We start from the raw sequence: 15,226 nt of genomic DNA on the forward strand, positions 1-15,226 counted from the left end.
GCTGCATTTAGGTTTTCCGATTCTCGAAAAGCAACTGATAAATTTGGCATTTTTGCCTCATCATTTCGTCCCGGAAACCATACAGATATCACGTCTGGATTCGAACCGACACGATCCGGTCATAGAGGCGAAAGGAATTCGCCCTGCGCCATCCACCTGAAGGCCGCTCTGATATGGCGTCACCAGAAAACAAGCGAGGCCGTGCCGCCCAGCATGCCCAGTGTTCCCGCCAAAGATCGTGAAACAAGGAGCATCGCATCATAGGCAAGGTTTTTGAATAGTCGCCACACAACATCACTTCCTGCACGTCAATTCTCTGACGCGGGCAGGCGATAAAAGCAGGTATAAACTTCTACCCGTTTGCGGCGCGCCTCTACTGGGCCTGCCCACACAGGTAGCGGCAGATGTAGCCCCCTCCACTCTGCCACTGCTCCCAGGAGCTCACCATCGGAAACAACCTCGCTTTCCTCCAAGAGCGCCGTTACTGACGGGCTCTTTTTATACATCGAAACACCACATTTTCAGAGCCATAGACTTCCGGATGAAGAAGCCTTAACTCTTCCTCCATAGGCGAGAGGAAGTGCACTTAAACCTCGCAGAGGGAGACACCCGTCCTGAACACTTGGGCCAAGTTATCTGTGCACGCAACATCCGGCGTATTATGCTCGCCTCGATCGATCTCATAAGCCTCCGAACCAGAATTGCTGGCGGTCAACCCAGCGCTGGAGGCGGGATTTAGCTATGACCTATGGATTTTCAGCCGGTTCCGCTTGCTGTTTCAATTCAGCCGCAGCGCCAAGCCCCGGTAGCCTGATGTTCTTTTACCCATCCCCACGCCTGCTGATAGCGGCATATCATGAGAAGGTCATCGTTCGACTAACTCAATTGTTTATCCATAGCAGCGACACGACGGAGCGCTCCTAATACTCTCCGGTAGCGCGTTTGATGTATGAAGCGGCAAAGGTTGCGGGCCTTGACTTTAAGACGGCATGATTTCGAGATTCATTCTCACATGACGCCGATCCTTGAAACGACGTGCCTGGGGAATATCCGCGTATTGCCTCTGCATCTACTCGCCACTTGCCTCGACACCAGCAGCGTATGGCTGGCAGTGGTGCTGGAAGGGAGTTTGCAGCTCCAGATTCCGGAGCTGGGCGCGCGGACGGCAGACGCTGGTCATTGGGCTCTGCTGGCGGATTACAGTGCTCGCTCTCTCCTGCAAGCATCTCCTCGGGCTGAGGGCATCACCATCGGCTACCCGTTTAGCTTGCTGGAGCGGCTTTCGAAATTGCCCCCCAAACTGACCTGCCTTACCTGTCCACAGCGAGACGTAGCTTTTTGCGCGCAAGGCAACAGCGATGGCCGCATCGAGGAACTCGCGCGCTCACTTGCCCAAAGCGGTTGTTCCGGTTGCGGGCCCGAGTTGATGCGCACGGCGCATTGCCACGAACTGCTCGCCCGCGTCATCCAGCAGCCGCAGTGGACGACGCCGGGGTGCACCCATTCCCAATGCCGAGCCCGTGATCTGCGGGCGGTGGAAGCCGTCGCCGCCTATCTGGCCCAAAACCTGGATCTCGACCACAGTCTGGGCGCACTTTGCCGCCGCCACGGCTTGAACGAATTCAAGCTAAAGAAGCTTTTCCGGGCGCACTACGGCGTGACTGTTTTCAGCTATCTTCGCCAGAAGCGCATGGAGCATGCGCGCCGGGTACTGGAAGCGAAGAACGTGTCCGTGCTGGAAGTGGCCGGCGCAGTGGGTTACGCAAACGCCAGCCATTTTGCACGGGCGTTCCGCCAAGTGCACGGGATCAATCCGCGCGACTTGGCTTAGCCGGGGCTTCTACCAGGCAGCGGTTAGCTTCACATACCACGTGCGCGGTTGTACCGGGCCATAGAGGTAGGTAGGGTCACGGTCTTCGCCGTTGTTCTGCTGGTCTTTCTGGCGCTCGTCGAAGAGGTTGTCCACGCCGAGCCCCAGCGTTAACTCGCCTCCGTTGGGCAGGAGGTGGAAGTCCTTCGAGACCCCGAGGTCGAGCACGTAAAACTCGGGAGTTTCGCGCCAGATGTCCGCATCTTCGCCCACTGCGAGCATCTTTCCCGTGTAAGTCAGCATGGCGTGCACGTCGACTAGGTCGTGGTTTTCGTAGGAGAGGCCCAGACTGCCCATCCACTCGGGCTGCTTCAGGTATTCGTCGGTCGTCAAGCCGGTGACACGGACGATCGGCTCGTCGTAGCGCGAGTGAATATACGAGAAGCCGAGGTCTAGCCTCAGGCGCTCATGGAGCTGCCAGTTTACGTTGTTCTCCCAGACGAAGATCTTGGAGTCCGGGCCATTGATGCGCAGCCAAACGCTCGGGTCGCCGCTGAACTCTCCTGAGTCGTCGATTTCGAAGGTGTCCTTGAGCTGCGTGTAGTGGATTTGCGAATGCAGAATCATTTGCCCATCGAGCGCAAGCGGCTGGTATTCCGCCCCGATGCTCCAGGTCTGTGAGCTTTCCTCCTCCAAGCCAGGTTCGTTCACCAGATAGATCGCCCCACCGTTGTTGACCCCGATGTGCTTGTCTTCGTTGAAAGCGCCGGGAGCGTTGAAACCGGTCGACCACGAAGCCCGCACGGTGACCTCGTCCGCAACAGACCAACGAGCGGCAACCCGCGGTGAGACGACGAGGTCTTCGACATTGTCATGATCATCTACCCGGACGCCAGGCACCAGCTCCAGCTTCGACGTCAGCATCCACTGGTCCTGCAAAAATGCGCTACGGTTGCTGAAATCGTCCTCCGTCTCCGGCACGTCATCGGCGTAGAGCGAGCCGTCCTTGAGGTCTTCATAAAGATACTGCACACCGTAGCTGAGGGTATGCTTGCTCCAATAGTGGTTGAGCTGACTGTCGAGGTAGTAGACCGCGTTTTCAGTCAGCCCCCAGGTGCGGCGCGCCATGGCATCGATCTCCGACTGGTGGCTGGCGACAAAATCGTCGGTCACCCCACCCATGTAGCCCGCGTTTTCGTAGGCACGCTGCTCGCTGGTAGCGCGCGCGCCATAAAAACTTGTGCGCTCGATGTAGAGGTAACTGGCTCGCAGATGGTAGTCGAAATTGGGCGTCAGCAGTTGGTGCCAGTCCGCATGGGCCATATGGATTTCATGGGCCAGCGATTCGGCGACGCGGGCCTTCTCCTCCGGCTGGTCCAGCTGGTCGCCTCCACGATGCGCCTGGTCCAGATATTGATAGGCCAGCTTCAAGGTGCCGTTTTCCGCCGGATGCCACCAGCTCTGCAAACCCACGACCTTGTTCTCGAACTCCGGTAATTCGCTGAACCCGTCGGTGGTGAGATCGAGTGCCTCACGGTCTTGATAAAACCCATAGGCGCTGATGCTGTAGGCGCGTTCCGACTGCACATAGTCGGCGGCAAATGAACTCTCCCACTGGGTCGCATCGCCCTTGAGGCTTTCCAGCGAAGCCCGCGTCTCAAAGCCGGTCCGCGCCGGCTCCGTCGTCAGCAGGTTGACCACGCCCGCAATTGCCTCTGGCCCATACAAGACCGAGCTGCCCCCCTTTACCACTTCGATGCGGTCGACAAAGATCGCCGGAAAGAGGTCCGCGCCGTAGACTTTTGCCAACCCGGAATAGAGCGGTGCACCGTCAAAGAGAATCGACGTATAGTCTGTGCTCAGCCCCAGTAGCTGGATCTGGTTCAGCCCACAGTTTTGGCAGTCGCTCTCGAAACGAGCCGACGGGATGAGCTTCAACGCATCCTGGAAAGTAGTTACGTGGTAATCATCGAAGTCGCTTTGCAAAATCAGCTCCGTCGCGACCGGGGCCTCCGTGATCACGCGCGCGGTACGGGTGCCCGTTACCACAACGGGTGCGAGATCCACCACACTGCCCTCATCGGCCGCTTGGGCCTCAACCTGCGAGACAATAGCCGAGGCTGCCATCAAACTTCCTAATGAACATAATAAGCCTTTATGCATAAGCTCATTATGACAACTCTGACAGGCGCTTTCCGCTCCAGGACGGATTCCGTTGACTCCCAGCCGGATTTACGACCGAGCCCTCTGCCAGGGGCAGGTAAATGAAGCCATACAAGCAGCACCCGAGCCGCACACCTACCGGTTCGCGAAAGGAGCGTGCGCGGCTGCTTGGATTGGCACAGCATGCCCCAGCAAACCGCCTTATGTTCTTGAACTTACGAATTGATCTGTGGCTTTCTATTTCCTAGGCTAGCGACATGAAGCTACCCCTCTGGCCCCTTACTCTTGTTGCTGGGATTGCGCTGGGCCTTACGTCCGCCCGCCTCTTTCCGCTGCCCCGTGGATCCTCGGCAAAGGGACCCCCGGTGACGAACCACAGCGCCACCCCATCCGATCAGGCAAAGGAGTTGCGGGCCGCGATCGCAGAGCTTTCCCCTGCCGAGCTGAAGTCGATGCTCGATCGGCTGTTGGAAGACCCAGCGCATCCACTGATCCCGATTATCGTGGAAGCATGGGCGGATCAGTCACCCGACGAGGCACGCGACTACCTGACAACCCTGCCCCCCGGGCGCGCACGCGATCGTGCGATGGGTGTGCTGATGCAATATTGGAGGTGGAAAGACGAGGATACTGCATCCCTCGCGGCTAAAAGCCCTTCACGCACCATCCGGAGGGAGCAATCACTTCGATTACCCGGCACTTTCGCCAGCGATGACACCATAGCGACGCGAGAACAAATGGAGCAGCTGATCGATTTGGCCCAGCAGAACCCGGAAGCGGCATACCAGCAGATCGAATCCCTATCCCCCGGCCAAGAGCGTGGCGCGATGATGAGTGCCCTGGTGAGCAATCTCGTGAATACCGATCTGGATCTCGCGAAAGCCTTTGTCGAGGGGCTACCGGCAAGCCGCGAACGTGAGATCGCGATGATCTCTCTGGTCGCTGGGCTCACGCGCCAGGAGCCCCTGCGGGGTTTGGACTACCTCTCAAGCCTGCCCGCAGGCTCTGATCATAAAAACATGTTGCGGATGGCAGTGAGCCTGGCTGGTGAGCAGGATCCCCGCGCCACGCTCGCATGGGTCCAGAGCTCGACCCGAGGAAAGCTGCGGGACGAAATCCTGCCCACGGCAGTCGGACATCTGGCCCAGAAGTATCCCGCCGAAGCTGCGGCCATGGTTGCGGAGATGCCCTTTGGTGAGGCCTACGAACACTCGGTCTTCCAAATCGCACACACCTGGTCGCAAAGCGATCCGACCGCTACCTGGGGATGGGTGACCCAGTTGCCGGCGGGCCGAGAGCGCGACAGTGCGATCTCCATCGTCAGCGAATCCTACGTCGGGGCCCAACCCGCCGCGGCCGAGCAACTTCTGCTGAACTCACCCGATAGCGCCACACAGCAATCGCTGCTCAGCGCACTCTCGCAGCACAAGGCACAGGAAAACCCGCAAGCCGCGCTGGCCTGGGCTCAGACCTTGCCCGACGCCCTCCAAGGGGCAGCCCAACAGCGTGTATTCTCCAGTTGGGCCGAGCGCGACCCGTACGCGGCGGCTGAATATTTTGTAACCACAAGCGGCACATCCTCCAATGCGGCCTATGGCGACGCCATCGGGCGAGCCTTCGCGCGGCGAGACAACGCAGCGGCAGCGGCCTGGGCAACGAGCCTGAGCGACCCTGGGGTGCAGGCAGCCGCCGTCAACGGCGTCACCGCAGAATGGCTGCGCCATGACTCCCTCGCCGCATCCAGCTGGATCGCAGAATTGCCGGAAGGCCCGGCCCGGCAGGCAGCGGTGGAGAACATCGTGGAAACCATTTCCAGGTCGGACCCCGCGTCGGCGCTGAACTGGGCGAGGCAGCTCACGGACGAAGCCCAACAGACTCGCTACCTGCGTAACGTCTACTACCGCTGGCATGAGCGTGACCCCGCTGCCGCCGAAGCCGCCCTCCAACAACTCGCCCTGCCCTCGCAGATCTACGACGAGGTTGCTGGCCAGTGAGGATGCTAAACGTCTGTCCTACCGTCGCCTTTTAACGGTGCAGATGAAATAGCGACGGGTGTGCAAGGAGGCGCTGGCGACCTCGGCCGCGTGACCTTCAAGGTGCGGATGGAGTGAGGGCCAAGACAACAAGGTTGCTGAAAATCGCGTCAAGGTATGCGCTGCCGCTTTGCGGCAGCCAGGAATCGAACAGGAATACCTAGGCCAGTGAATCCAGAGCCAGGATCAAAATCATCCGTTGCGCTACGGTCAGATTTACCATTTTCTGCGACTCGAAAAAATGCCGCAAGTCACTGGTAATAAAGTGGCGGAGAGAGCGGGATTCGAACCCGCGATACGCTTTAAAGGCGTATACCCACTTAGCAGGCGGGCGCTTTCGACCACTCAGCCATCTCTCCGGGGAAAGTTCAAGAAAATGCAGAGGCCCTTCTGGGAGTGCAACCTTTTTTTGGTTAAAAATGCACTGGGTGGCCGATGCGGGGAATTCTCTCCCGGCTCGGACGGCTCTTGGGGCTCAAAGACTTGCCTTGATGCGGGCCTAAGCCAAGCGATGCAAGTGCCTCTACTGGCAGGCGCGTATCAGGTAAAAAAGAGAATGCCCCCTCAGAAGCCCTCGCATCTTTGAGACTTCTTCAGGGGCATCCTTAACTCACGGATTCTAGAAACGCAGGGTCGTCGAAACGAAGACCTGGCGCGGTTCCTTGATTCGGTAGTTGGCTACCGACCCGTCCCAGAGGGCATAAACCGGCAGGAGGTCGCCTTCGTCGGCAAACAGGTCGCGGATATTCAGCTGAATACTGGCGTCGACCTTGTCGTCGAAAATCTTGAATTCATATTTGAACCAGAGGTCGATGTGAGTGAGGTCGCTCCACCAATCGGCGCCCACGTCCGTGTCGTAAATCGGGCGGGAAGGGTCCGTCGCATAATACTTGGCCTCATCCAGCGTCTCGTTCGTACTCGGGTCGACATCAGTCATCAGGCCGTAGTAGCCGATGATAGCTTTGTCTTCCATCCGGATAGCCCCACCGATGCTGAAGCCTTCCAGCGGCCCTTCAATGAAGCGGTAATTGGTGATGATGTTACCACGCCACTTGCGCATGCCATAAGGGGCGGCCCCTTCGAGTTGGCGCGCTTCGGCCACGGCCGAGGTCACGGTGCTGTCGAAGTAGGTTTGGGAGTTTTGGCTCCAATCGTTATTATTGGGGTGCTGCGGCACGCTGCCAAAGCCCCAGCCTTGCCAGAAGTTGTCGACGCGGATGGTGTTGCTCCCGTCTTCTCCGGCGGGGATTTCGCCCGGGAAGTCTGGAGCGGTCGCATTGGTCCAGACTTGCATCCGCTCGGCGATCCAGGGCTCGTATTCGGGGAATACGGACTGGTAGCTGACGTCTTGCTTGGCGATGACCAGCTTGATGTTCCAATTGCGAAGCGGGTTGTAGATCAGTTCGAATTCGGCGCCCTCGGCCTTGGCGGTCTGGGTCGAGGCGAGCGTCATCTCCGGCCAATCATAGGGCAGCCCTGTCAGTGCCTCCACTTCAGCCTCTTGGGCGTCAGTCAAAGGTGTCTGGAACCAGTTCTCTGGCTCGGTCCCGACATTGGTCGGATCTTCGCCTGCCCGGAGGCGCACCACCGTTTCGGCCCAGCCGCGCAGGTTACCCGAGTCGATGCGTTGCACGCGGTTGATCAGGGTACCGGCTTGGGACGAGCGTTCGTTGATTGATTCCGTCTCGAAGAAGTTGAGCTTCGCGATCAGCTTGTTTTCGAAGAGATTGACGGCGATCCCCCAGTCCTTGCCCTCCCCTTCCGGCTTGGGCAGCAGGCCGCCAAACATGTCGTAGGCGACCCCGCCGGGCGGGTTGAAATTCTCCGACTGGTTGTAGTGAAGGCTGAGCCAGCTAAGTGGCTTGGCCACAAAGCCAGCGGTAGCCGTTGTTTCTTCGAGGGTCTGCTTGCTTTCCTCCAGATTACGGTCGTAAAGGTAATCGATATTCGCCAGGCGGTAGTCGTTCGACTCTGGGTAAAGCTCCGAGCGACTCAGGCCAGCCAGGCTGTTGGCGTAGGCAGACCATTTGTCTCGCCTCATCCCGACGGTTGTGACGAGGCGGTCCTTGAGCAAATAGCCTTGCCAGACGCCTGCCCACGACTCCAGCTCGCGCTTCTGGTGAGAAACGCCCCACTCGTGGTGGACAGAATCCAGGCTCACTTCGTCGTTCTGGAACTGGCCTGTGACCCAGTTGTAGGTCCGCACCCCGGTGGTGAGCGGGCCGGAGGTGGTAAAGCCGGGCACGCCCCAGGAGTCGGAGCTGCCACCTGTTACGCGCTGTTGGGCGTCGCCCAGGTAGAAGATCCGCCTGACGTTGGCCGTGTTGCGGGCGTAGGCAAAGTTCTCACCTTTTGTATCGGGCACCCAGAGGCTTTCCGAGGGCTCGACATACGCCATGCGGAAGCGGTTGTAGTACTCATGCTCGACTTGATATTGCCCCAGCGCCATAAACTGGTGCTTGCCGAGCCAGCGCATCCAGCCGTCCTTGTCGGTGAAATCCAGATTATAAGCGAACATGGCGCGCCCGACATCGTTTTCCTGAGGGGCGGTGACCGCGTCTTGTTGGTAGTCGTCGACAAACGGCTGCAGGTAATGCGGGTTGGGGTTGCCGTCCAGATCCGTCACGTTGGTGTCGATGCCGACGGTCACCGGCCACTGTTGGCCGAGCGGGTAGTATTCAAAAGAGTCGTATTCCTGACGGAACCAACCGGCCGAAAAATAGAGGTTGTCGAGAATACGCTGTTCGAGCTCGATGTTGTAAGTCTCCCCGTCGAACTCCCCGAAGTTGGCGGAGATGATGTTGACCTCCGTCCAGTCGTAGATGTCCTTGTTGGTGAGCGACGGGGCCGTGTAGTTGGAGTAGAAGTTGGAAGGCGCCGCCCCAGGGGATGAGAATGTCATCCGGCGATCGTACATCGCCCGGCGCGCGGGGTCCGCATCCAGCCATTGGCTTTGGTTGATCTCGTTCCCGTTCGCGTCCAGATAGGGGCTGGGGAAATTGGTCCGCGGCTGCAATTGAACAAAATCATACGAGCCGTCGGAGCTGACCCGGAGGTATGGGCGGGAGTTGTTGAGCCAGCGGAGGGAGTTGACGTAGTGCGGCGAGTCCTGATTGTCGAGCAGCCGGTCGCCGGACAAACTCCCAACCGATGCATTGGTCGAATATACGAAGGGATCCGTCACTCCGCTATCCAGATAGGTGACCTGTCGGGTTACAGGATTCCAGACCGGGCGGCCTTCATTGATCCACGGAGTAATCCCATCGATCGGCAGGATGGAGTTGGGAAGCTTCCGCTCATTGTGATAATGCTCGTAGAACGCCTTGATCGTCGTGCCTTTGAACGGCTTGTAGGTAAGGCCGATCGTGGCGCGATCGGTATCATCGTAGGAGGGCTTGCGGCTGAATTCCCGGTTTTCAGTCACCCCGGCAACGAAAATGGCAAGGGTATCGTCCAGCATCGATTGATTGGTGGACGCGCTGATGCGGCCCCCATTCGTCCCGTAGCGGAACGTGATCTCGGTCTCGTCGACACCCGTCGCGGCATAGCCAACCGATTGGTTGACGATACCAGCCGGGCTGCCGAGGCCGAACAGGATGGAATTGGGCCCCCGGTTGATCTCGATCGAGCGGACGTTGTAAGAGTCTGCAGGAAGGCGCTTGAGGCTCGGGTAGTAATTCCAGCCAAAGTCCGGAGCCGCCAGGCCGCGTACCCGATTGGCCGTCACGGCGGATGCTGCCACTCCACCGTCGGTTGCAGAGCCACCCACGTTGTCCTTCAGGCCTCCCCGGTTGACTTCAATGGGTGTGTAATTAAGAGCGCCTTCGGTATTGGCTTCATACAGAAAAACTTCGTTGAAGCTCGTAGCGCCCGTATCCTCCAACTGCTGCTTTGTCACCACCGTAATGGGGGCAGCCAGGTCGGAAAGGTTGGTGTTCAAGCGACTGCCTGCCAGCGTGCTCGAGGCGTAATAGCCGATATCGTCCGCGCCGGAAGAGACCTCAAAGGGGGAGAGTTCGAAGATTTGGTCTTCGTCTGCCTGGTTGGCGGTCGAATCTTGAGACCATACATGGGGTGCCATCAACAGGGGCGCGAGGCAGGATGCCCACCACAGGGTACGCGTTTTCCTGAAAGCACGGCGGTTAGTTCGGAACATATAATCTAGAGAGTTGATAGTGTTTGGGAGTAAGCTTTCCTGCGCCGATGCCTCCCGCCCCGTGGCGTATGAGGCGGGCGGTGCGGGAGAAAAAGGCGAAGGGTAAGGCGGATGGGGTGTCACAGATTATCTGTGGTCCGCAGGGACAGGCTCGATCCTAACAAATACGGTTTGGAGTGGGGAATCCCTGAAAAGAGGTAAGAACAGGCAAATCAGACGAAATTCATGGCCTGTAGGCCTCAAGTCTGACTGTCAACTGCACGCCTTCTTTGCCCCCCATACGCATTTCCCAAGACTGGTGAAGCATTAGCGCAAATCCCCCTCCGTGCGTCGTGTACAAGATTGGTCTGACTCCTGTTCCGGCATTGTGCCGCCAATGGATGCAGCTTTCCGTTGCCCTGCTCCTTGGGGTGTTTTTGTGCCCGTCGCGGCTGGCGGGGACCCCTCCCGGAGGTTATCATTTGAGGGTTTGGACGACCGATGACGGGTTGCCGCATAACTCACTGACTTCAATCGTTCAGGATGCAAATGGCTATTTATGGTTCGCCAGTTTGGGTGGCCTGATCCGCTTCGACGGGGTCAATTTCAAGAATACGGAGCTTGCGTCGCCCTATCGTCCGCGAGGCTACAACATCCGCCTGTTAGTCAAAGACCGGGATGGCAGCTTGCTCTTTGAACCGACAGGGGAGCAGATCCTGCGTTTGAGAGAGGGACAGGTCGAGGAGCACCCGATCACGGATTCTCTCCGGCAGGAGCTGGTCAAGGAGCTCTATTGCGCGCCGGACGGCGCTCTCTGGGTCAGCACGCCCGACGGACGCCTCGGGCGGTGGACAAAAGCAGGCATACAGTGGTTCGAAACCACGCTGGAAGCCTCACTGCCACGCGAACGCGCGACTTTCGCGGTCGACGGCGCCGGACATCTCTGGATCTCTTTCAACGACTTTTTTGGGCTTTACCGTGATGGTAAACTCGAGCCTGCAAACCTGGCGGTCCACAACCCCCAACTCATAGCACCTGGGCCTAATGGGAGTGTCTGGATCTGCGATTCGGATCGCCTCCTACGCCTCCACGGCGATGGCGAATTGACGGTGCTGGCAAATGGGGTGCCATGGGCGCACGCCACGGCGGAACTCAAGCACCTCATGATCAGCTCGAGTGGCGCAGCCTGGATCTCGGCCGGGCGCCTCGGGCTGTGGTCATGGCATGAAGGCGCACTGCATCAGGTGGAAGTCCCCTTCCCCATCGTTAATTATGCCACGGAAGATCGGGAGGGCAGCATCTGGGTATCGTCCGACGGGAACGGGCTCGGGCAACTCCGCCAAAAGCACTATGTTCGTTACGACCGTAGCGCAGGCCTGCAGCAACAAGTATCCAACGCTGTGCTTTGCAGGGGCGACGGCACGACATGGCTCGCCAACAACCTCGGCGGCGTCGCTCAGGTAGAAGGAAAAGTCGTGCGGCCCCTCGGCGTGACGCTTGGCGGGAGCCGTCCATTGGTCAGCACCCTTTGCTTCGACTTGGAGGGCAACTTGTGGATGGCGGGGCGAGACGGCCTCTACCGCTCGTCGCCTCCTTACGATCAAGCCGAACGGCTGCCTTCTCCCGGGAGGGATATCACGCTGCTGCATACTGCCGGGGATGGCAGAGTCTGGTTTGCCTCCTTCGCCGGCGACTTCGGATACTTTGAGAATGGCAATCCAGTCTTTATGACGGAGCAGGATGGCTATCATGGCCAATCGCTGCGTTCGCTGGCGGAAAACAGCCGCGGAGAAATCTGGGCGAGCTCTTACAACGGAGACCTTTTCCACTACCACGCCGGGCAACTCCACTACCAGAATGTAGGCCAACCGATCCACAGTCTTCATGCGGACGACGAGGGGCGGCTCTGGATCGCGACCGTAGCAGGTCTTATGGTGATGTCTGGAGGCGAGCTTGTGCTGCTGGCCGAAGAGCAAGGGCTGGCGGACAGCCTGATTGCCCTGCTCACCGAGGACCAGCGCGGTAATATGTGGTTTGGCTCCCGCAGCGGCCTCTACTACGTTAAAAAAGAGGAACTTTTGGCAGTGCTGGCCGGAGAGCGTCTGCGCGTCGTCTCTTACCCCATCGGTCGGGATCAAGGGCTGCTGGGCATGACTTTTCTGATCAACTATTACCCCTCCGTCCAGACGGGTGTCGATGGAAGACTCTGGTTTGCGACCTCCGATGGCGTCATTGCAATCGATCCCAACGTTTCCCCGACACAGGCATCGCCCCCTGCAATCTTCATAGACGACGTAAAAGTAAACGGGCAGCTGCAAGGCACATCCGCAGGCAAGCTGACCGTCCCTCCGGGGCAGCAGCGCATCGAGCTGGCGTTTTCGATCCCGAATTTCAGCGACCCTCGCAGCGTAATCGTTCGCCATCGGCTCGAAGGAGCAGATCCGGAATGGGTCGAAACGGGCACCGCACGATCGATCAGCTACTCCGGGCTGGCACCGGGGGCCTATCAGCTCACTGTCGCCGCCGGGGTTGGACCGAACAGTTGGACCAAGCGTCCCGCAGTTTTCGTCCTCAATGTCTTGCCGGCTTGGTGGCAAACACTGTGGTTTCGGGCTGGAAGCGCCTTGGCCGCCTCATTGTTCCTGATCGTATTGGTAAGGAAGTGGTCTCAATACCACCTGCGGCAACGATTGCAGCGTCTGGAGCGAGACCGGGCCCTGGAACGAGAGCGGGCCCGAATCGCGCGAGACCTGCACGACGAACTTGGAGGCAGGCTGACTGCACTCCAGCTGTTGGCCTCTCGCCTCCGCAAACTTTCGGAGCCCGAGCGCGAATCGGCGCTGAACCAGCTTGCAGAACGAGCCCGCCGCCTCAACTCCGACGTCCACAGCATCGTATGGCTCATCACCCCACGCGACAGTTCGTTACGCAATCTCACTGAGTTCTTGCGGCGCTACGCGCTCGAGCTGTTCAAGAACACGCCCGTAGAATGCTCTGTCGACGATCCTGCCGCGATCCCCTCGCATCACATTTCGCCCGACGTGCAGCACAATGTCTTCTTCGCCGCAAAGGAAGCGCTGACGAATATCCTGAAGCACGCCCACGCCACCGAAGTCGCCATCTGCTTCAGTATCAACGAGGGTGTCTTCTGCTGCGCCATTTGCGACAACGGCAGTGGCATCCCCACCGAGGCGATCAATGCCCCCCTTGGCAACGGGCTCGCCAACATGAAGACGCGCATGCGCGAAATCAAAGGCGATATGCACCTCTCTACCCCATCCACCGGCGGAACCACGATCCAGTTTCGCCTTCCCCTTGCCCAATCCTAACTCCCCCTCACCCCATGAACACCTCCATTTCCGTCGCGATCGTCGAAGATAACCCTGAAATTTGCGACGAGCTCCAAAATATCATCCGTCGCGAGCCAGACCTGGATTGCCTTGTCTGCTGCCGCAATGTCGCCAGTGCCACCGCAATTTTGCCTACGCTCCAGCCCGACGTGGTCCTGATGGATGTCCAACTACCCGACGGCACCGGAATCGAGATCGTACGACAAGTGAAGCCCCGCATGCCGGAGACCCAAGTCGTGATGCTGACGATTTCCCAAGACATCGACATCATCCTGAGTGCCCTCGGTGCAGGCGCGACCGGCTACCTGCTAAAAAATTCTTCCGATGATGAAATCGTCAACGCCGTCCGGAACGCCCGTCTGGGGGACTCTCCACTCAGCGGCCGCGTAGCTCGCTGCATGGTCAATGATCTCCAGCGTCAATATCACACGGCTCCCGCTCAGCCCAAGCTGACATCTCGCGAACAGGAGGTTCTGGAATCGGTGGCATTAGGGCATTCCGACAAACAGATCGCCGCACAATTGAAAATCACGCTCCAAACGGTCAATAGCCACCTCAAAAATATCTATACCAAACTTGAAGTGCACTCCCGCTCACAAGCCATCGCCCATTACTTCATGGGCAAGCAGGGCGAAGAGCGTTCTCTTCACCCTCCCCATCAGGCCAAACCCGCGCGCCGCACATGGTTTACGCGAGCCGCTCGCGTCTAAGTCGAACTGATTCTGCCGAATAGCGCCAAGACTACAGGAGTTTACGTGCCACTTAAGCCCTTGCCTGCACCACTTGCGCCAAACGGAACGGTCTTGGGCCGGGGAGAGCTTCGCGAAACTGGGCCCGCAGCACCGCAATGGATCGCGCGATGCCTTGGCAAGGGCTTTCCACAATGCTCAGCCAGGAAATCGCGATCGACGCCGGAATTATTCCATTGCTTGGGGTTCACGTGAAACGCTAGGTTTCGTATCATGCCTAACTTAGACGCGACCGGCCCACATTCTCGCCGCACCTTCATGCGACTGGCTCTGGGAGCAGGTTTGGCCTTCTCCTCCCTCCGGCTGGCGGGCGAGACGGCAGGCCAGCAAACCTACCGGGTCAAGGCAGGCGATACGCTCAGTGAAATTGCCCAATCCTTCAAAATCACGGTAGGCGACCTGAAGCGGGCCAACGGCCTTAAAGGCGACCGTATCCTGATCGGGCAGACCCTGATCATCCCGCAGACATCTTCCGAGCAGCCACTCGCGCCTGTAATCAAGGCAAACCGAGCGCTGAAAATCAATCGCTCGCGCTGGCGGTATATTGTCGCGCACCATAGCGCGATCGAGAAGGGAAATGCCGCCATTTACGGGTCTGCCCACAAACGCCGCGGCATGGAAAACGGCTTGGCCTACCACTTTGTGATTGGAAACGGCATTGACTCCGGCGACGGCGAAATTGAGGTCGGGCCTCGCTGGCACCAGCAGATCCGCGGCGGTCATGTGCGGGACTCGCGGGTGAACGATGTGGGCATCGGCATTTGTCTGGTGGGCAACCTCGAAAACCACCCGCCCACGGCCAGGCAGCACAGGTCCTTCGTTTTGCTGGTAGATTACCTCAGAGATCACTGCGTTGCTCGTGACTTCGAGTTCACCGTCCATCGCTGGGTCGACGGGCCGCGACACACGCTATGCCCCGGTAAGCACTTCCCTTATGAGGAGATGAAGAAGCTCTACTCCAGTTAGCACGGAGCCCAAACGCTGCC

General features: G+C 58.8%; 7 protein-coding genes and 1 tRNA gene. 5 read left to right on the forward strand and 3 right to left on the reverse strand.

Going from position 1 to position 15,226, the window contains the following annotated elements:
* The first annotated feature begins 1,012 nt into the window (after positions 1-1,012).
* Positions 1,013-1,831 (forward strand): AraC family transcriptional regulator, encoded by an 819-nt coding sequence (locus tag Q7P63_05490; GenBank protein MDP0499537.1) that lies wholly within the window; start codon positions 1,013-1,015, stop codon positions 1,829-1,831.
* 9 nt (positions 1,832-1,840) lie between these two features.
* On the opposite strand, the gene Q7P63_05495 is transcribed toward Q7P63_05490, so the two are convergent.
* Positions 1,841-3,937 carry a TonB-dependent receptor gene (locus Q7P63_05495; GenBank protein MDP0499538.1) on the reverse strand — a complete coding sequence of 699 codons (2,097 nt, stop codon included), beginning with the start codon at positions 3,935-3,937 and terminating at the stop codon, positions 1,841-1,843.
* A gap of 293 nt (positions 3,938-4,230) precedes the next feature.
* On the opposite strand from Q7P63_05495, the gene Q7P63_05500 reads away from it, so the two are divergent.
* The gene (locus Q7P63_05500; GenBank protein ID MDP0499539.1) at positions 4,231-5,967 is read left to right on the forward strand and encodes a hypothetical protein; all 1,737 of its coding nucleotides are present in this window, start codon (positions 4,231-4,233) and stop codon (positions 5,965-5,967) included.
* A 305-nt stretch (positions 5,968-6,272) separates the two neighbouring features.
* Here the strand turns inward: Q7P63_05500 and Q7P63_05505 are convergent.
* Positions 6,273-6,365 (reverse strand) — tRNA-Ser (locus Q7P63_05505).
* Between the two features lie 260 nt (positions 6,366-6,625).
* Positions 6,626-10,087, reverse strand: a complete 3,462-nt coding sequence (locus tag Q7P63_05510; protein ID MDP0499540.1) for a hypothetical protein — start codon at positions 10,085-10,087, stop codon at positions 6,626-6,628.
* Positions 10,088-10,494: 407 nt separating this feature from the next.
* On the opposite strand from Q7P63_05510, the gene Q7P63_05515 reads away from it, so the two are divergent.
* The 3 genes from Q7P63_05515 (at position 10,495) to Q7P63_05525 (ending at position 15,206) form a co-directional block, all read left to right on the forward strand.
* Positions 10,495-13,470 carry a two-component regulator propeller domain-containing protein gene (locus Q7P63_05515; GenBank protein ID MDP0499541.1) on the forward strand — a complete coding sequence of 992 codons (2,976 nt, stop codon included), beginning with the start codon at positions 10,495-10,497 and terminating at the stop codon, positions 13,468-13,470.
* A 14-nt stretch (positions 13,471-13,484) separates the two neighbouring features.
* Positions 13,485-14,201, forward strand: coding sequence for a response regulator transcription factor (locus Q7P63_05520; GenBank protein ID MDP0499542.1), 717 nt, complete (start codon positions 13,485-13,487; stop codon positions 14,199-14,201).
* Between the two features lie 297 nt (positions 14,202-14,498).
* Complete coding sequence (locus Q7P63_05525; GenBank protein MDP0499543.1) at positions 14,499-15,206, forward strand: LysM peptidoglycan-binding domain-containing protein; 708 nt, start codon at positions 14,499-14,501, stop codon at positions 15,204-15,206.
* Positions 15,207-15,226: the final 20 nt, after the last annotated feature.

This window comes from Verrucomicrobiota bacterium JB022 (assembly GCA_030673845.1).
Classification (GTDB): Bacteria; Verrucomicrobiota; Verrucomicrobiia; order Opitutales; family Oceanipulchritudinaceae; genus WOUP01.